This window comes from Synechococcus sp. W55.1 (assembly GCF_047461655.1).
Lineage (GTDB): Bacteria > Cyanobacteriota > Cyanobacteriia > Thermostichales > Thermostichaceae > Thermostichus.
Window position 1 is genome coordinate 33,198 of the sequence record NZ_JANSHN010000019.1, and the last position, 18,138, is coordinate 51,335.

The 18,138-nt window shown below is 58.3% G+C and carries 13 protein-coding genes; 9 read left to right on the forward strand and 4 right to left on the reverse strand.

The genetic code is table 11. The features are described 5' to 3' along the window. The first annotated feature begins 176 nt into the window (after positions 1–176). The 3 genes from NW816_RS10185 (at position 177) to NW816_RS10195 (ending at position 2,967) form a co-directional block, all read left to right on the forward strand. Positions 177–1,487: a response regulator gene (locus tag NW816_RS10185; protein ID WP_414409076.1), complete on the forward strand. Its 1,311-nt coding sequence runs from the start codon at positions 177–179 to the stop codon at positions 1,485–1,487. 47 nt (positions 1,488–1,534) lie between these two features. Beyond that, on the forward strand, positions 1,535–2,038 hold the full coding sequence (locus NW816_RS10190; RefSeq protein WP_414409077.1) for a hypothetical protein: 504 nt from the start codon (positions 1,535–1,537) through the stop codon (positions 2,036–2,038). 62 nt (positions 2,039–2,100) lie between these two features. Continuing rightward, positions 2,101–2,967, forward strand: coding sequence for a shikimate dehydrogenase (locus NW816_RS10195; protein WP_414388114.1), 867 nt, complete (start codon positions 2,101–2,103; stop codon positions 2,965–2,967). Between the two features lie 63 nt (positions 2,968–3,030). On the opposite strand, the gene glnT is transcribed toward NW816_RS10195, so the two are convergent. After that, the gene (glnT, locus tag NW816_RS10200; RefSeq protein WP_414409078.1) at positions 3,031–4,329 is read right to left on the reverse strand and encodes a type III glutamate--ammonia ligase; all 1,299 of its coding nucleotides are present in this window, start codon (positions 4,327–4,329) and stop codon (positions 3,031–3,033) included. Positions 4,330–4,697: 368 nt separating this feature from the next. Between glnT and ribH the strand changes: the two genes are divergently transcribed. Beyond that, on the forward strand, positions 4,698–5,282 hold the full coding sequence (gene ribH, locus NW816_RS10205) for a 6,7-dimethyl-8-ribityllumazine synthase (RefSeq protein WP_414383161.1): 585 nt from the start codon (positions 4,698–4,700) through the stop codon (positions 5,280–5,282). On the opposite strand, the gene htpG is transcribed toward ribH, so the two are convergent. Together htpG and NW816_RS10215 are read right to left on the reverse strand one after the other, a co-directional pair. Then, on the reverse strand, positions 5,276–7,135 hold the full coding sequence (gene htpG, locus NW816_RS10210) for a molecular chaperone HtpG (RefSeq protein WP_414409079.1): 1,860 nt from the start codon (positions 7,133–7,135) through the stop codon (positions 5,276–5,278). The genes ribH and htpG overlap by 7 nt on opposite strands. Before the next feature lie 107 nt (positions 7,136–7,242). Further along, positions 7,243–8,712 carry an LCP family protein gene (locus NW816_RS10215; protein ID WP_414409080.1) on the reverse strand — a complete coding sequence of 490 codons (1,470 nt, stop codon included), beginning with the start codon at positions 8,710–8,712 and terminating at the stop codon, positions 7,243–7,245. Here NW816_RS10215 and NW816_RS10220 point away from each other — a divergent pair. The 4 genes from NW816_RS10220 to NW816_RS10235 all read left to right on the forward strand — a co-directional run bounded on the left by NW816_RS10220 (position 8,711) and on the right by NW816_RS10235 (position 14,035). Beyond that, positions 8,711–9,430: a 4'-phosphopantetheinyl transferase family protein gene (locus NW816_RS10220; RefSeq protein ID WP_414409081.1), complete on the forward strand. Its 720-nt coding sequence runs from the start codon at positions 8,711–8,713 to the stop codon at positions 9,428–9,430. The two genes, NW816_RS10215 and NW816_RS10220, sit on opposite strands and share 2 nt — an antisense overlap. A 208-nt stretch (positions 9,431–9,638) precedes the next feature. Beyond that, complete coding sequence (locus tag NW816_RS10225) at positions 9,639–10,061, forward strand: plastocyanin/azurin family copper-binding protein (RefSeq protein WP_414409082.1); 423 nt, start codon at positions 9,639–9,641, stop codon at positions 10,059–10,061. Between the two features lie 66 nt (positions 10,062–10,127). Beyond that, entirely contained in the window at positions 10,128–12,614 is a 2,487-nt protein-coding gene (locus NW816_RS10230) for an HD family phosphohydrolase (RefSeq protein WP_414409083.1), read from the forward strand. A 197-nt stretch (positions 12,615–12,811) separates the two neighbouring features. Beyond that, positions 12,812–14,035, forward strand: a complete 1,224-nt coding sequence (locus tag NW816_RS10235) for a glycosyltransferase (RefSeq protein ID WP_414409084.1) — start codon at positions 12,812–12,814, stop codon at positions 14,033–14,035. A gap of 111 nt (positions 14,036–14,146) precedes the next feature. Here NW816_RS10235 and NW816_RS10240 read toward each other — a convergent pair whose 3' ends face one another. Next, entirely contained in the window at positions 14,147–15,892 is a 1,746-nt protein-coding gene (locus NW816_RS10240) for a peptidoglycan D,D-transpeptidase FtsI family protein (protein ID WP_414409085.1), read from the reverse strand. A 659-nt stretch (positions 15,893–16,551) separates the two neighbouring features. Between NW816_RS10240 and NW816_RS10245 the strand changes: the two genes are divergently transcribed. Continuing rightward, positions 16,552–18,138, forward strand: a complete 1,587-nt coding sequence (locus NW816_RS10245) for an ArnT family glycosyltransferase (RefSeq protein ID WP_414409086.1) — start codon at positions 16,552–16,554, stop codon at positions 18,136–18,138.

An 18,138-nucleotide genomic window follows, 5' to 3' on the forward strand; every position in this document is an offset into this window, starting at 1 on the left:
GAGCGAAGTCTCAGTGATTCAAGAGTGATTCAATCCATCTAACCAACTCGGCAAAGTGGAAGCGGCTGCTGTTCGCTACCGCATCAGAATAACGATGGAGATACCACATTCATTAGAATAGCGATGGAAAGTTGCGGGTAGTTTGCTTTCCCGCGCCACCCTGCCTCGGTTTATCTATGGATCCCAGCCCGGAGAGCGTTGGTGCAACTCCTCTGCCCGAGAAGGGGAAATCCGGCTCTGGCAGAAGCCAAGACAGCAGTCTGCAAGCCCGTGTACTGATCGTGGATGATAGCTACATGGTGGCAGAAATGCTGTCCAACTTTTTGGGCAAGCAGGGCTGCAGTATTTCTTATGCCTTGGATGGCCTCTCCGCGCTGGAGCAAATTCGCCGCCAACCCCCAGACCTCATCATTGCCGACTGGGTCATGCCCTCTCTGAACGGCCTAGACCTGTGCCGCCAACTGCGGCAATTGCCGGAATATGCCTGGGTGTACTACATCATCATGACTGCCCGCGAGGGCAGTGACAACATGGAGCGGGCTTTGGAGGCAGGTGCCGATGAGTTTCTCTCCAAACCCTTTCAGGCTGCAGAGCTGCTGACGCGGGTGCGGGCAGGGCTGCGCATTGTAGAAAGTCGCCGCCAGCAATATCTGCTCAAAACCGGGCAAAAATCTACTCCCTCTCCCCCCAAGTCAATTGGCTTGGAGGTGGGTAGCCGTCAAGATTTGGTGGCTCGTTTGCCGCTGCGGGTGGCCCAGGCCCGTGCCCAATCCGAACCCCTCAGCTTGTTTGTGCTGCGCTTGGCCAACCTCGGTTCTCTGGCACAAGAGCTGGAAGCCGACGGTCGGGGTGCTCTTCTCAAGCTGTTTAGAGAGCGCCTGGCCAATAACCTGCGCGATGGAGACGACCTGTTTTGCTACGACGAGGGGCAGTTTATCATTCTGCTGCCGGGGAGCACCTTGGCTGCTGCGCAAATGGCTGCCGAACGCTGCTGTCAGCGGATGATTCAGGATCCCTTTGTGGTGAATGGGCGGGCGCTGCCGGTGCAGCTCCAGTTTGGAGCGGCCAGCCTCATGGACAGCGATGATCCCAAGGGGGTGGCTCTGTTGCGTCGGGCTGCCCAGGCTATGCGAGATAGCAGGAATGTGCACAGCTCGGTGGTGACTGCTCCCCATCCCATCCCAGTTTCCGACCGCGTCAGCGGAACGGAGTCCTCAGAGCTGCTGAAACGCCTGCAGCGTCTGGAAAAAGAAAACGCCGAACTGCGCCGAGAGCTGGAGACTCGCCTCAGGCAGATTGAGGATCTCCGCCAACACCATCAAGAGCTGAGTCGAAAGATGCAGGCTCCTGCACCGGAGTCAACCACAGCGGGATCCCTGGCCCATAGACCCTTCCGCTTGCGGCGGCGAAAACTCCGGCAGCTTTGTCTGAAGCGTCAACTGAGCCGTAGAAGACCGCGCCTGGCCTTGGGGCGGCTGAGCAGGTAGTGATGGGCTGAGCGAACGGGAGAGACGGAAGGGAGGTGCAAAAGGCTATGATGGGCATTCTTCAGGGTCAAGTGGCCGGATCTGGGATCTGGAGACCAGCAGGAAGATGGTTCCTAAACAACATTGAGCTCATCTTGACGGCGGTAGGAATAGGGGTGATTCTGCTAAGTGGTTTTGTGGCCAGCCGCAGCGCTTTTTCGCTAGAAACGGCAACGGCGGTCAGCGCCACTTTGGTAGGGGTCGTCCACGGGATCCTCTTTTGGCTGTTGCGACGGCGACAAAGATGGGTAAGGCAGGAGGCAATCCGACAGATTCGGGAAATGCTGGAAGATTTGGGCAAAAACCGCCTGCAAACCATCAAGATGAGCTTGTACATGGTGCAGGCGCGTCAACCGGAACAGGAAGAGCGAACCCGACAAAGCTTTGACCGCGTTTATCAGATCCTGGCGGAGATGAGCACCTTGATCGACCACATTTCGGAAGAATCGTTGGCCGACTGGCGCCATCGCTACCGGCAGACTCTGCAGCGGGTTGAGTCGGAGTCTCAGTAGTTTTTAAATCGTCTTTAAATCTTGAGTGGCTTAAGGGATCCCTTGAGGAGTTGGCTGAGCCGGTGGACGGTCGGATTTCGGGAAGCACCCAATTGCTTGGTCTGGTTGGGGATCCGGTGGCCCACAGCTTATCCCCGGCCATGCACAACGCTGCTTTGGCAGCTATGGGGGAAAACTATTGCTATGTGCCGTTTCCGGTGGCTCCAAAACACTTGGCGGCGGCGGTGGCAGGGCTGGCGGCCATTGGGGTGCGGGGGTTTAATGTGACGATTCCTCACAAACAGGCCATTCTCCCTTTGCTCGATCAGATTGAATCGCGGGCAGCAGCGGTGGGGGCGGTGAATACGGTTTACCCCTTGCCAGAGGGCGGGTGGGCGGGCACCAATACCGATATCGATGGCTTTGTGCAGCCTTTGCTGGGTCTGGAAAAAGGGATCCCTACTCTCATTCTGGGATCCGGGGGGGCAGCGCGGGCGGCCATCCAGGGCTGTTTGGAGTTGGGGCTGGGGCCGGTGCGGGTGGCGGGGCGATCCCCCAACTCATTGCTGGCCTTGCGACAGACTTGGCCGCAGGTGGAGACGGTGAACTGGGCGGAGTTGAATTGCTACCTGTCTCAGACGCGGCTTTTGGTCAACACCACCCCCGTGGGCATGCACAAGCCGGGATCCCCTGGCGGTCAGGAGCTCTCTCCCCTGAGCCGGGAGCAACTGGGCCTGCTGTCTCCGGGTGCCATCGTCTACGACCTGATCTATGTGCCGGATCCCACTCCTCTGCTGCGGATGGCCGCCGAGTTGGGACATACCCCCATCAGTGGACTAGAGATGCTGGTTCACCAGGGGGCCAAGGCTCTATCGCTTTGGCTGGGAGGCAAGCCTGTACCGGTGGAGGTGATGCGGCAGGCAGCTCAGCACCAGTTGGCCCAGGTTTAGGGTCACTCCAGGCCAGTTGGAAGCCCTCTCTCAAGGTGTAATGAGATAACAACAACTACCGGGCTAGCAATCCAAGGTTGTTTCCCGCTCCCAGGGCGTGATCTGACGGTTGTATTCCTGCCACTGTTGGCGTTTGAGCTTGAGGTAGGCATTCACAAAGGGATCCCCAAGCCTGCTGCGGAACAGGGTGTTTTGGTCTAAATGGTTGAGGGCTTCGACCAGAGAGCCGGGCAACGTTGGGGCATTGGGGAGGGGATCGGTGTAGGCGTTGTTGTCACAGCGGGGGCCAGGATCCCGTTGGTGTTGGATCCCGTCCAGGCCGGCGGCAATGAGACCAGCAGCCAAAAGGTAGGGATTGGCGGCAGCATCGGCCAAACGCAATTCAAACCGCCCGGCATCCGGGATCCGAATGGCGTGGGTGCGATTATTGCCGCTGTAGCTGATTGTGTTGGGAGACCAGGTGGCTCCAGAGAGGGTGACAGGGGCATTGAGGCGACGATAAGAATTGACCGTTGGGTTGGTGAGGGCACACAAAGCAGGCGCATGGTGCAGCACCCCGCCGATGAAGTGATAGGCCAGTTGAGAAAGCCCCAATTCCCCTTGAGGATCGGCAAACAGGTTTTGTTCGCCTTGCCAAAGAGAAATATGGGTGTGGCAGCCGTTGCCTGTCAGATGAGCAAAGGGTTTGGGCATGAAGGTAGCTCGATAGCCATGCTTTTCGGCAATGCTTTTCACCATGTATTTGAAAAAGGCGTGGCGATCAGCCGTAACTAGGGCATCGTCAAACCGCCAGTTCATTTCAAATTGGCCGTTGGCATCTTCGTGATCGTTTTGATAGGGATCCCAGCCCAGCTTCTGCATGCCATCGCAGATGTCCCGGATCACCGAAAAACGCCGCATCAAACTTTGCTGGTCATAGCAGGGCTTGGCCTGCCGATCCCGCTCATCGGAAATGGCCCACTCTTCTGGCGACAGAAGCATGAACTCGCATTCGATCCCCGTCTTGACTTGAAAGCCCATAGCTTCTGCTTGGGATAACACCTGCTTCAACACCCAGCGGGGGGTTTGTGGCAAGGGATCCCCGTTGACCTGGACTAGATCGGCAGGCATCCAGGCCACTTCCGGCTGCCAGGGCAGTTGAAACAGGCGCTCGCGCTCCGGCTGGGCAAACACATCGGGATCCGCTGGAGTCAAGTCCAACCAGGCGGCAAACCCGGCAAATCCAGCCTGACCCTCTGCCATGAAGTCGATAGCTGAGGCAGGCACCAGCTTGGCCCGTTGGATCCCAAACAGGTCGGTAAAAGAGAGCAGAAAGTAGCCGATCCCTTGGGCGCGGGCAATTTCAGAAAGCGGCTGTGTCATGCACCCAAGCTAGGTCTTGGCCTCAGGTAGAGGTGTGTCTTTCCGCACAAAAATAGATCTTTATCAAAAGAAACGGCCAGGAAGACAAACACCGCCATTTGTATTCGCCCAGGGTTGCGCAGCAATGGGAAAATTCTCCCCTGGCCAACAATTACCCGTTGATGTTCCTTCCCGCTTTTGAGTCAGCCCAGATGGTTGCCAAGGCGGGGTGGAAGTTGAATGCCAAGAGGGCCAGCAAGCCATCGTTTCGAGCAGTACCTCTGGGCATGAAGGCCGGGGCGTCTGCGCCGTGGCTCCCTCAGTGAATTAGGATGGGAGAGCGTGGTTTTCCGCTTGTTCTTCTCTTGGGTAGGTCTGGAGCAGCGCAGATGGCAGTTTACGAGGGCAATTTTGTTCAGACGGAGGATCTGCGTCTGGCCATTGTCATCGGTCGGTTTAACGACCTAATCACCGGCAAATTGTTGGAAGGGTGCCAGGACGCGCTGAAGCGGCATGGTGTGGATGTCGGCCCGGAGAGCAAGCAGGTGGACTACTACTGGGTGCCGGGCAGTTTTGAGGTGCCTTTGCTGGCCCACCAACTGGCCCAATCTCGCCGTTATGACGCCATCATCTGCCTGGGGGCAGTGATTCGCGGGCAAACTCCCCACTTCGACTATGTGGCAGCGGAGGTCTCCAAGGGCATTGCGGCGGCAGGATTTCGTACCGGAGTGCCGGTTATTTTCGGGATCATCACCGCCGATACCCTGCAGCAGGCTCTGGAGCGGGCCGGGGTCAAGAGCAACAAAGGTTGGGAATACGCCATGAGTGCCCTGGAGATGGCTACTCTGATGCGCCAAGTTGCCCCCGTGCTCCAAGGCAGCTACAGCCACAGCGGCAACGGGGCCGGATCCCGTCCGTCTCTGCCCGGTGGAGCGGAAGCCCTGCAGTCTACCCTGGACAGCGCTGCCTATTGAGGGCGGGTGAGCCGAGTCAGCACTTCGTTGGAGCGCTGCACAAAGGCCCGCGCGGCTGCTGGATCAAAGCTTTTCTGGGTAATCAAAGCCAAATCGTAGATGTGATTGCAGATGAGGTGAACCAAGTCGGGATCCCGCCCCCGATCGGCAAGAGATTGCAGGTTTTGGATAAGGGGATGGGCCGTGTTCAGAACCAGGGTGTGCTCTTCCAGAAACTCCAGCGGCTTTTGCTGGATGACGGCGTTGAGCTCCTGCAGGCGCCGCAGCGTCTCCGGCAGCAAGATCATGGCCGGAACCGACTCTGATTTAAGAGCTTCTGCTTTGATCTGCAACTTGTCTTTGCCCAGGGCCTGCCGAAAGAGATCGACCAACTTTTGGCTGCGGGTTTTTTGCGTGACCGGATCCACAATTTCGGCGGCTTTGTCCTTATCCACCAGCGTTTCATCCAGCTCAGAGTCCACCCGCTTAAATTGGATCCCTTCTTCTTTGTATTCCCGCTCCAAAAAGCTGCTGAAGTGGCTGTCGATCCAGCTATCCAACATGATCACTTCCAGTCCTTGAGAGCGGTGGAGATCAATGTAGGCGCTCTGGGCCGCCTCATCGGTGGCGTAGTAAACTCGCTTGTTTTGCCTATCGCGGGTGCGCTCTAGGTATGCTTTCAGGGTCACATATTCGGGTTTATCGGCAGGGGATCCGGCCACTCGGAAAATGAGAATATCCTTGATCTGGGCAAAGAACTTGTCATTGTTCATCGCCCCAAACTTCATAAAGAGGCTGATGTCGGGCCAGACCTTGACGTATTTTTCGTAATCTTCCCTGTATAGTTCATTGAGACGATCCGCCACCTTTTTGGCAACGTGATCCCCAATGCGCCTTACGGTGCGGTCATTTTGTAAGAAGCTGCGGGAGACGTTGAGAGGAATATCCGGGCTGTCGATGGCCCCCCGCAGAGGCAGGAGAAACTTGGGGATGACTTCCTCACAGTTATCTTGGACAAAGACTTGGTTGCAGAACAGCTTGACTTGACCCTTGGTGGGATCAATATCCGGGCGCAACTTGGGGAAATAGAGGATCCCTTGCACGATGAAGGGATAGTCGGTGTTGATGTGCACCCAGAAATGGGGATCCTCTTGAAAGGGATAGAGGTAGCGATAAAACTCTAGGTAATCCTCATCTTTGAGTTCGGAAGGTGAGGTTCTCCACAGGGGCTTTTGCTTGTTGATCACTTCCCCGTTTAACTTGATGGGAACGGGGATGAAATCGCAGTATTTACGAACCAATTCCCGAATGCGGCTTGGCTCCAGGTATTCTTCGTTTTCGGGGGTGATGTAAAGGGTAACGGTGGTGCCGATGCTGGAGCGCTCAGAATCGGAGAGGGTAAAAGTAGTGGTGCCGTCACAAGCCCACTTCACCGGCGTGCTGCCGGGCCGATAGGAGAGGGTGTCGATCTCCACCCGCTGCGACACCATAAAAGAGGAGTAGAATCCTAGACCAAAGTGGCCAATGATTGCTTGCTCTGCGTCTTTGCCCTTGTACTTTTGAATGAACTCTTCAGCGCTGGAAAAAGCCACCTGGTTGATGTATTTTTTCACTTCCTCGGCAGTCATGCCAATGCCGTTATCGGCCACCGCTAAGGTCTTGGCCTCCTTGTTGAGGGCAATCGTAATCTCCGGCTCTGGGAGATCTGCCACTTCGCCGGCAAGGCTGGCCATCTTCAGCTTGGTGATGGCATCAGCAGCATTGGAGATCAGCTCCCGCAAGAAGATCTCTCGATCCGAGTAGAGAGACTGCTTGATGATGGGAAAGATGTTCTCGGTGTGGATGGTGATGGATCCCTGTTCCAGCACGGTCATAGGTGGCTCAGCACTCAAACAAGCTCAGTGCTAATCTACAGAGACCGAAAAGTCCCCGACAAGCAGGCTCTTTTTCGGAAATCCGCACTCGCAACCGAACCGGCTCTCTAGAGCTGAGCGGCTCCGGGCGGAGCTTGGGCTTGGCCGTTCCCATCAGTGGTGCGGAGCGCTTCATCCAAAGCAAGTTGTTGGGCCCAATCTTGGCCGACTCGAATGGTGACATCGGAGTTGAGAACGCCAGTAGATTCTACCCGCACTTCTCCCAGGCCAATGGCGGCGCGGATCTGTTTAGCCCCCTCCCGATCCCCGCTCTGGGCGAGGATCTCCGTTTGCTGCAGCACCTGGGTGCTGTCTTCCACAGCAAAAGCATGGACGTATCCTTGCCTCACCAATTCTTGCACCATACGGCGGGCCATCCCCGGCTCTCCGGTTGCGTTTTGCACGGCTATGCGCAGGCGGTGTGGAGGAATGCGGGCTACCTCTGCCTCCAGGCCAAAGTGGGAGACGGCCACCCGTCGGATCCCGGCTGGATCCGGCAGCCAGTAGCTGGTGGAAAATTCTCCCGGCTGGCTGAAGCGGCCCGGCAACAGCACCAGGTCGATGCGATCGCCCCCAGAGGTGAGGACAAACTTGGCCAAGCTCAGAACCTCTTCCCAGGTGAGGTTGGTATCGAGGTTGGTGCGGACGACCTGCAAAATCTTCGGGATCCGCGGCCAGACGGCAGGAGAGAGCAGTTCCCGGCTCAGGGCCCGCAGCAATTCCTGTTGCCGTTGCACCCGACCGATATCCCCCAATCCCAGGTGATCGCGGCGAAAGCGGGCAAAGTGGTGGGCTTGTTCCCCGTTGAGGCGTTGCCAGCCGGGTTCCAGGTGGATAAACAACTGCTGGGTGTGATCCACGTATTGCATCGGTTCCGGCACGTAGATTTCCACGCCGCCCACCGCGTCGATCAGCTCTTCCAGAGCATCGGTATTGAGGCGAATGTAGCGGTCAATCGGGATCCCACCCATCAAGTGGCTGACCACCTGGGCCGCCAGCGCCGGGCCCCCTGCCAAGTTGGCAGCATTGATCTTGGCCACACCAAAGCCAGGCAAGCGCACACGAGTGTCGCGGGGGATGGACAAAACGGTAATCCGCCGCGCCTGGGGATCAAAGCGGGCCAAGAGAATGGTGTCGCTGCGGGTGTGGAAGCGATCTCGCTCTGTGGGCAAGGGCAGGGTGGGATCCGGGTTGTCTGTGCCGAGAATGAGGATATGCAACGAGCGATCCAGAGCCGCAGCCCGTAAGGCATCGGGACGGAAGGCTTCTTGTTCTGCAGGAGTGAGGGAAGTTGGGATCACCTGACGGGGCAACATCACGGCCAGGAGGGCACCGGCAGAACCCGCCAACACAGCCGTGAACCCCAACAACAGCCAGAGGATCCCCTGACGAATGGCCTGCTGACGAGCTGCGCGGACACGGTCAGGACGGGGGGGATAGTGGAAGGAGGGCATCAGGTCAGACCAGGCCTCGCGAGCGCGTACAGGAAAGGGTGTACTGTCTGGGTGGTGTTGCCAACTCCACCAATTCAAGGCCATGTTATCCCATCCTTATTCCTTAGAGTTGTCTAGACCCAACTTCACAGGGGGATCCCTGCAGCCGTTGTTGGGGAAGTCGGAGGCGCACCTTTGGCTGCAGACAGTCCCCCCGTTGGAGAAGTTGCTCCCCCAGCTCGACTTTCTTTCTCCTGAGGAACGTCGGCGGGCAGAGCGTTTACAACTGCCGGCGGATCGGTGCCGCTTTCTGGCCGGTCGTCTTGGGTTGCGGAGCTTGCTCAGCCGCTACAGCGGCATTCCACCCCAGGCGATCCCCCTCGACCACAGTTCTACCGGCAAACCCTACTGGCGGGATCCACCCCTACCGCTGCAGTTCAACCTCAGCCACTCCCACGAGCGCGTCCTGATCGGCCTGAGATGGCAATACCGCATTGGAGTGGATCTGGAATGGGTTCGACCTGTGCTCCGCTGGCAGCGCATCGCCCAGCGCTACTTTTCGGCTGCCGAGCAAGTCCGTTTGGCCAACTGTCCAGCTCCAGAGCGAGATGCCCTCTTCTTCCAAATGTGGACACAAAAAGAGGCACTCCTGAAGGGAACGGGCAGAGGTCTGGCCGGCTCTGCAGCTTTGGGCGAGGACTCCCGCTGGGTGACCTTACCGCTTCAGGTTGCCGGTGGCTACGTCGCTGCGGTAGCCCTTGAAATAAGGAAAGACGGAGAGGAAGCCCCAGCCGTGCGGCTCTACGAGGATGTGGATGGCTAGACAGGGCAGAAGGGAATCAAAACCTCTCCGCCTAGAGATGCTATCTTGAGTTTCCAGGCTACTCGCAGAGGAGTGAGAAGGGAGGAGTGAGAAGTGAGAAGGAGGAATCTCTTCTCTTTGCTCTTTTCTCTCTCCTCGTTGCTCTTTTCTCTTTGCTCTTTCCTCTCTCCTCGTTGTTGCAATGTTAAACAGGTTCTGTCATTTCCTGGTGCTGGGAATCTGGCTATCGGCCCTCATGATTGGGATCCCTGGCCTGGCGCAGGCGCGGGATCTCTCCAGACAAACGCCGCAGGAGAAGGTGGTTGAGTTGGGCACTGCCGACAATCAGTTGGTGTTTGCGCCCAAGGAACTGTCTTTTCACAACGGCAGCCTCTACCGTCTTCGCCTGAGCAACCCCAGCCAATTGAAACATTATTTCAGCGCCAAAGATTTTGCCGATGCCGTTTGGACCCGTAAGTTGGAAGTGGCCGGTGTGGAAATCAAGGGCCAGATCCGAGAATTGGAGCTGAAGCCAGGCGCTTCGGTGGAGTGGCAATTTATTCCCCTGAAATCTGGAGTCTACGCTTTGGTTTGCACCATTCCCGGCCATGCAGAAGCAGGTATGGTGGGGCAGATTACCATCGGCGATTGAGATCCTCTTCCTGGGCTACCCGGCCAAAAGGGGATAGAAAAGAGAAAGACGCTGCCAGGCCAATCCATGAAAAACCCGCTCACGCCCAAAGCCCTTCGCGCCACCGACGCGAACGCGGAACACTGGACTCGGCGACGCCAGGCAGCTTCCCCTCGAAAGAGCAGGCCCCCCCTTTCGGAGCGGATTGCCGGCTATGCCCTCGCGCTTCTCTCCCTCACTGCCGTCCACGGGATCCGCTACTACAACGAACCACAACTGACCGTCGGCAGCCGTTCTCCGCAGACGTTTCTTGCCCCTGCTGCGGCGGAGATTGAAGATGTGGAGGCTACCCAGGCCCGACAAGCTGAGGCGCGACGGCGGGTGGTTCAGGCCCTCAAAATCAACAGCACCGCCAACGACAGCATGCGGCAAAACCTGGAGGGTCTCCTGGCTGAGGTGGAAGCCATCCGACAAGAGGCAGGGCCTCTGCCCTATGTTTCTGTCCAGTTGCTGTCTCTGCCAACGCAGATCTACCTGCGCCAGCTTTCCCCGGAGGAGTGGGAACCCTTCCAGGCTCGCGTCCGACAAGAGGCCATCCGCGGAGCCACCCCATCTCCTTCAGAAGAGCCCTCTTCTGGGCGACCGGAGCAGCTGGAGCAGCGGGCCAAGCAGGAGCTTGTTGAGGTTTGGCAGCGGGCTTGGTTGGATGGATCGGCCACCCAGATGGCGGGGACGGATCCCTATACTCAGCTAATTGCCCAGGTGGAAGCGGCGCAACGGCGCTATCAAGCGGCTTTGCCGGCTCTGGAGCAGCTCACCCCCCCTGTCCCGGCCACCGTTCTCAATTTGGCAGATGCGGATTGGCAGCATTTGCAAACCTTGAGTCGGCGGGTCTTGGAGCGTCTGCAGAAGATAGGGATCGTGGATGGCCTGCCCCGCGAAGTTCGCGCCGAAGGGATCCAAGCCCAACTGGACGATTTGATGTTTCCGGGCAATGCTGCCCAACGACAGGAGTTGCAAGGGCTGGTCTATCAGTGGCTGCAGCAGGTGCTCATTCCCAATGTGGAGGTGGATCCCCAGCGCACCGAGCAGCGCATTCGCGCCGAGCTGGAAAAAGTAGAGCCGGTTCTGATCTCGGTTGCCGAGAACCAGGTGATCGTGCGAGCAGATCAGGTCATCACTCCCGAAATTTTTCTCATCTTGGATCACTTTGGGCTTACCCAGCGCGGGATCAACATCTGGGGCTTGGTGGGAGTGGCCGGAGTGATGGGCATGGGCCTGGCTGTCTTTGTGCCTCTGCAACAACGCTTGAGGCCGGGATTGCGCCGCCGGGATCGAGTGTTGATCCTCATGGTTTCCCTGACCGCTCCCCTGTTGGCGGCCTTGTTCAAGCTGGAGTTCAGCTCCTTGCCGGCGGTGGGGCTGTTGCTGGGCAGTTTTTACGGGGCAGGGCTGGGCCTGGTGGTGGTGGTGGGCCAGGCGTTGTTTTTGCCCTTGGTCTCCTCTGCCAACCTGCTCACCGTCGTGCCCTTGTTGTCCGGCAGTGTGGTGGCCTCTGCCTTGGCCGGGCGTTCCCGCTCCCGAGAAGAGCTGGCCTTGCTGGGGGGAGGAGCGGCAGCGGTGCAGATGCTGGCCTACGGGGCGGTTAGCTTGGCCGCCACCGGCGGCATCGACCTGTTGGCTATGGCTTTGGCGGGGGGAACCAGCCTGGGGTGGAGCATTGTTGCCCTGGGAGCCAGCCCCTACCTGGAGCGCCTGTTTGACTTGGCCACCCCCATTCGTCTGATCGAGTTGAGCAATCCCAATCGCACCCTGTTGCGGCGACTGGCTGCAGAGGCCCCCGGCACCTTTCAGCACACTCTGTTTGTGGCCACTTTGGCAGAACGGGCTGCCCAAAAGCTGAACCTCAACGTGGAGCTGGTGCGCACCGGCACCCTCTACCATGACATCGGCAAGATGCTGCAGGCCCGCTACTTCATCGAGAACCAGATGGGCAGCCTCAACCCCCACGCCCAACTGGACGATCCCTATCGCAGCGCTCAGATCATCAAGGCCCACGTCAGCGATGGCCTGCGCCTGGCCAAGCAATACAACCTGCCTACCGCCGTCCAGGCGTTTATCCCTGAGCACCAGGGCACAATTCTGATTGCCTACTTTTACCATCAAGCCCAGATGAAAGCCGGGGATCAGCCGGTGCCCGAAGAACCGTTCCGCTACGATGGCCCGATCCCCCAGAGCAAGGAGACGGGGGTGGTGATGATGGCCGATGCCTGTGAAGCCGCCCTGCGCAGTATGACCTTGAGCGATGGCTTCGGCCCCGATGTGGTCGAGCGGGCAAAGGCTGTTGTCCGCAAAATTGCCCAGGCCCGCTGGCAAGATGGCCAGTTGGTTGACAGTGGGCTGACGCTGGAGGATTTGGAGGTGGTGGCGGACGCTTTTGTGGAGGTCTGGCGGGAATCCAACCACGAGCGCATTCCTTATCCCAGTTTCACCCCTGCCCCCTCGCTGCCTGAGACTGCCTCTGCTCAGGCCCAGATCCCGGTGGCGATGAGCCACTCCACGGGATCCCCTTAGCCAGGTGACCTCTCCCGTTCGCGTCAGTGAGACGGAGTCCTCAGAAGCTAAGTAGGTAGAGAAAGGTCTAGCCCTGCGGCTCATCGATCAGTACGATAGGGGATCGTTCTGTGGACCCAGTATGAACCAAGGCAGTCCTAGGATTTGCAGCCCTAGGCGGAGGATTTTTGTTTTATTGTTTTTGGATGGCCTGCTGAATGCTTCATGGAGCTCCTACTTCCTCTGCCGATCCCAAAGCTTCTGCAGCTCCTTTTCAGATTCCACCTCTGTCTCAGTCCAGCCCTGTCCAACTGTCGCTGGTCATTCCCACCTACAACGAAGCCTCCAGTATCTGCAGCCTGATCCGGCAGTTGTGTGCCCACCTAGACACGATTCTACCGGGGGCCTATGAGCTGATTGTGGTGGATGACAACAGCCCGGATCACACCGCCAAGTTGGCCCAGGAGCTGCAGGAGGAGTTTCCCCAACTCAGCGTTATCTGCCGGCAGCGGGAACGGGGCCTGGCTACAGCAGTGGTGCGAGGATGGCAGGCTGCCCGCGGAGAGGTGCTGGGGGTTATGGATGGGGATTTGCAGCATCCGCCGGAGATCATCCTCAAATTGTGGCTGCTCATCCAGAAGGGGGCAGATCTGGCGGTGGGCAGCCGCTATGCGGAGTCGGGGGGGGTGAGCCACTGGAGCTTGGGCCGACGCATCGTCTCCCGTGGGGCCCAATGGATCGGGTTGGCTCTGCTGCCAGGGATCTTCAGCCGTGTTTCCGATCCGTTGAGCGGACTGTTCCTGGTCAGACGCCAGTCTATTGCCGGGATCCCGCTCAACCCCAAGGGTTACAAGCTGCTGATCGAGGTGCTGGCGCGGGGCCGGGTGAAAACCATTGCTGAAGTCGGCTACATCTTTCAGGAGCGCCAGAACGGCGAGAGCAAAATCCAACTGCAAACTTGTCTCCAATATCTCCACCACCTGATGGTGCTGCGCTTTTCGCTAGGGCAGGTGGGATCCTTTTTGCGCTTCAGCACGGTTGGCCTATCCGGCACCTTGGTGGACATGGCTTTGCTCTATGTTTTGCACGATCCCGCCAACTTGGGATGGGATCTCATAACGAGTAAGCTGGTTGCTTCGGAGGTGGCCATTCTCAATAACTTCCTTTGGAACGACCTGTGGACTTTTCGCCATGTGACCCGCTTGCAGCCGGGGCTCTTGAATCGCCTGCAGCGGTTGGCGAAGTTTAATGTTATCTGCTTGATCGGCTTGGTTCTCAACGCTTCACTGGTGATCTTGCTGAGCGAGCGCTTGGGCGTTCATTATCTACTGGCCAACTTAATTGCCATCGGTGTTGTCGTATTCTGGAACTTCTACCTCAACTCCAAACTGAGCTGGAGGAGTGCAGAGGTTAAGTCGGACTCTGTGGGTGGCCAGTCTTGAGTATGGCTTTTTCCAGGAAGAGCCAATCCGGAGGTATGGGCATTTCGCTCATTTCCTCACTGTCTGGGCCCCCTTTGGCATCCACCTTCGCCCCTTGTTCCTATGGCTGCGCTAAGTAGAGTTAGGGCGGATCCCTTCCAGGGCGATGATCTCCTGGATGACCGAGCGAACAACGGGAGCAGCCGTCGTCGAGCCGAAAGCATCTTCCCCCTGCGGCTCGTCGATCACCGCCAAGATCACGTAATTCGGGCGAATGGCCGGGAAGTAGCCCACAAAACTGGTGATGCGCTTGCCGGGCAAATAGCCCCCCCGCGGCCCAACTTTCTGGGCAGTGCCGGTTTTGCCGCCGATCTCATACCCCTCGATCTTGGCCGATTGCCCGGTGCCAAAGTCCACCACATCCCGCATTTGGATACGCACCGCCAGGGTGGCTTGCTCGGACAACACCCGCACCGGCTGGGGCTGCGGGGATCCCCAAACCAGAGTATCCGTATCCTTTTCCACCAAGCCTCGCACCACATGGGGCTGTACTTTCAGTCCGCCATTGGCAATGATGCAGTGCATGGCAGCCAACTGTAGAGGAGTGAGGGCCAGCCCCTGGCCGAAAGCGACAGTGGCCCGCTCCACCGGCACCGTAACAAACTGTCGCAGCGGTTTCAAACGGCTGGCCGGCTCAAAGGGCAAATCCACGCCACTGCGCTCGTTGAACCCCAGCCGCACCAAGGCATTGTAGTACTGGCGGGGATCCAGCTTGCGCATTAGATGTACCATGCCCACATTGCTGGATTGCCGCAGGATATCCGTGACGCTCATCCAGCCATGGGCCCCTCGCTGGTGGTAGTCGTAATTTTGAATGGGCCACTGACCGATGAGAATCCGACCCTCGTCATAGACCCGCTCATCTGCCCTGAAGGCTCCAGCATCCAACCCAATGGCAATGTTGATGGGCTTGAAGGTGGATCCCGGCTCATACAAATCCGTTACGGCCCAGTTGCGAAAAAGACCGGGGTCATACTCAAAGTAGCGGTTGGGGTCATAGGTGGGCTCGCTCACCAGAGCCAAAATCTCCCCCGTGTGGGGCTGCAAGATGATCACCGTACCCCGCAGCGCTCGAAACCGTTGCAGTTGGGCTTTCAGGGCAGCGCGGGCAGCTCTTTGCAGACGCATGTCTAGGGTAAGTTGCAGCACCGTCTCGCGGGATTGCAGCAGCCCTTCTGGTACCTCTGCAGCCAACAGTCGTCCGTAGCCATCGCGAGGAATAGTAACAGGCTGAACAGTACGCTCCAGCAGCTCTTGCCGGGAATATTCCACTCCCGCTTGGCCCTGATGATCCAGATCCACATAGCCCACCACCTCGGCGGCCATCTCTTTTTGGGGGTAAATGCGTTGCCGCTCGCTCACCAGCTCCAGGCCATCCAGATGCAGAGCCTGAATTTGATCCGCCACCTCCTGGGATACCCAGCGCTCCACCCGCACCGCATGATTAACCGACAGCCGCTGCGTCAGTTGCTCCACCGGACGCCGCAACAGGGGAGCAAGGGCAGTGGCCATTTCCTCCGGGGTGCGTTTGCCGAAGAGACGGGGATGGGCCCAGAGGGTGTAGACAGGGCGATCTACGGCCAGCAATTCTGCCTGTTGCTTGGCAATGGAGTGACGATCCAGAATCGAGCGACGAGGAATGAAGGGTCTTAGCTGGGCTCTCTGCTGGGCCTCGGCTCGCTGCTGCAACAGGGGTGCCTGTTGATGTTGCAAATAAACCAGGCGTGCCCCTGTCAGAAACAGGGCAATGGTCAGAGCCAAGCCGGTCATGCCGGCGCGAAAGTCAAGCTGGCGGGCCGTCGGGATCCGATCCCCCAAGAGCCATCCCAGCGTTGTTCCCCACTGCCTGGAGCTTCGCGGTGAAGGGGGCCAAGAGCCTCTGCGTCGGCGCCGTTGGGCAAGTTGCCGGCCATTTTGCCTTGTCTCCAGAGATTTCGGCACAGGCCGCCCTACCCTAGCCCTAGGTCTGCCTTCCATTGCAATCCTCACATAAGCACCACCGCTAGTTTGGCGCTCATCCCACTGTTATGCCACCCCACAGCTTTTGGAAGAGACCTTGGGATCCCGAAAAGCAGCCCAAGAAATTTTAGAGGTGTTGGAGATAATTTAAGTGTTGGAGATAACTTAATTAATGCCTCAGAACATGAATTAGGTGCGGGCAAGTCCTCAGACTTTTCGCACTTGGATCCACAGTTTTAAATCACATTCAAAAGAAACTAGGAGGACATGAAAAACCCAACTCACTTGCGTACATTCAACAGCTCAAACCTTTAACTTGCTTGATTTAAAACCTCTTCCTGGCGCTTTGTGATGACAGTGAATCAGAGGCGCGGGCAGAGGCCGAGAAGCTGGGTCAATTTTTGGGGTGTCCGGTCATTTTTTTGCGGGAAACAAAGTCATAGTGCTAGAGGGACGTAGCCCCGAGAGGTATTCAAGGTAAGTTAGATCTGTCCATCTGCCCATAGGGATCTCCTCCATTGCCTAGAGCGGTTTGGCTAATCCTGGGGTTGGGCTTGTTCATGCGGGGCCTGGTGGCTGCCCTTTTGCCGCCGGGCTTTGACGAAGCCTACTACTACCTCTACACCCGCCATCTGGATTGGAGCTATTTTGACCATCCGCCGCTGGTGGCCTGGACAACGGGCTTGGGGCCTGCCTTGACCGGCCAGGTGTCGGCTTTTTCTATTCGACTGGGATCCCTGCTGCTGTATTGTGGCTCTTCCCTATTCCTCTACTACACCGGAGCGCGCCTTTTCTCTGTTCGGGCGGGACTGATCAGCTTGGCGGCCATCAGCATCGCACCCATCCTTTGGATTGGGTTTGGGGTGCTGACCCTGCCGGATAGTCCGCTGGTCTTTTTTACGGCAGCAACCTTGTGGGTGGCCGCTCAGGAGTTTTTTCCGGCTCCTTTGGGGCAGGGGAAATTGGCTGTCTATGGGGCGGCTCGCTATCGGCCAGGGCCTAGGCTAGCACTCACAGGTCTCTTGGTGGGGCTGGCCTGCTTGGGGAAGTACCACGGCTTGGCTTTGGGGTTTGGCCTGGTGCTCTTCTGCCTGCTCAGCCCGGTTCATCGCTGTGCCTTGAGGTCGGGCTGGACGGTGCTGGCGGTGCTGGGTTTTGTGCTGGCCTTCAGCCCGGTGCTGATCTGGAACGCCCAGCAGGATTGGGTCTCCTTTCGCTTTCAGGCGGGGCGGGCGGTGCCAGAGACAGGGTATCAACTGCCAGCGCTGGGGCTGACGATCCTTTCTGAAATCTTTTACCTGTTCCCCAGCTTGGGGATCCCTTTGGGGTGGGCGAGTTTGGCAGGGACGGGTCGGGTGGCCCTGCAGATTCTCCGCGGGATGCGGCTGACGGATGAAGAGTTAAAGCACCTTTTGATCCTGGCCTGTGGATTGCCGCTGGTGTTGGCCTTTACCTTGATGGGAGGCTACCGGCCCATCTTGCCCACCTGGCCCATGCCGGGGTTTTGGGTGCTGACGCTGCTGCTGGGATCCTTCTGGGAACGGTGGCCGGGAGCGAAGCGAACCTTAGTGGGGACGGCGGTGATGGTCAGCTTGGTGGTGGGGGTGGGGCTGGCCCATGTGCGCTATGGCCTGCTGCAGGCTCCTGGCGGGCTGGGCCTGTGGCCCGTGGAGCAGGATCCCTCTACTCAGCTCATTGAAATTGAGCAGTTGCGGCAGCGGTTTCGGACAGATCCCCACCTGGCTCAAGCCCTTGAGGAGGCAGAGTTCGTTTTTACCAATGTCTATTTTTTGGGCGGTCAGATCGCCATGGCCCTGGCTCCGCTGACGGACAAGCCTCTGACCTGCCTGGATGCAGATTTGCGGGGCTTTGCCTTTTGGTCGCAGCCGCAGGATTGGCTGGGGCAGGATGGGCTGCTCATCACTTCCAAGCTGTTCCAGCCGAGGGCAGGGATCCCAGCCACCTATGGCGACTACTTTGCCCAAATCGAGCCTGTGGCCGAGGTTCCCCTGGTGCGGGCAGGGGCGGTGGCGCAAACCTTTCAGGTGTACCTGGCTCGACAGATGCGCAAGCCCTATCCCCGCCCTTATTCCCGCCTGCAATAA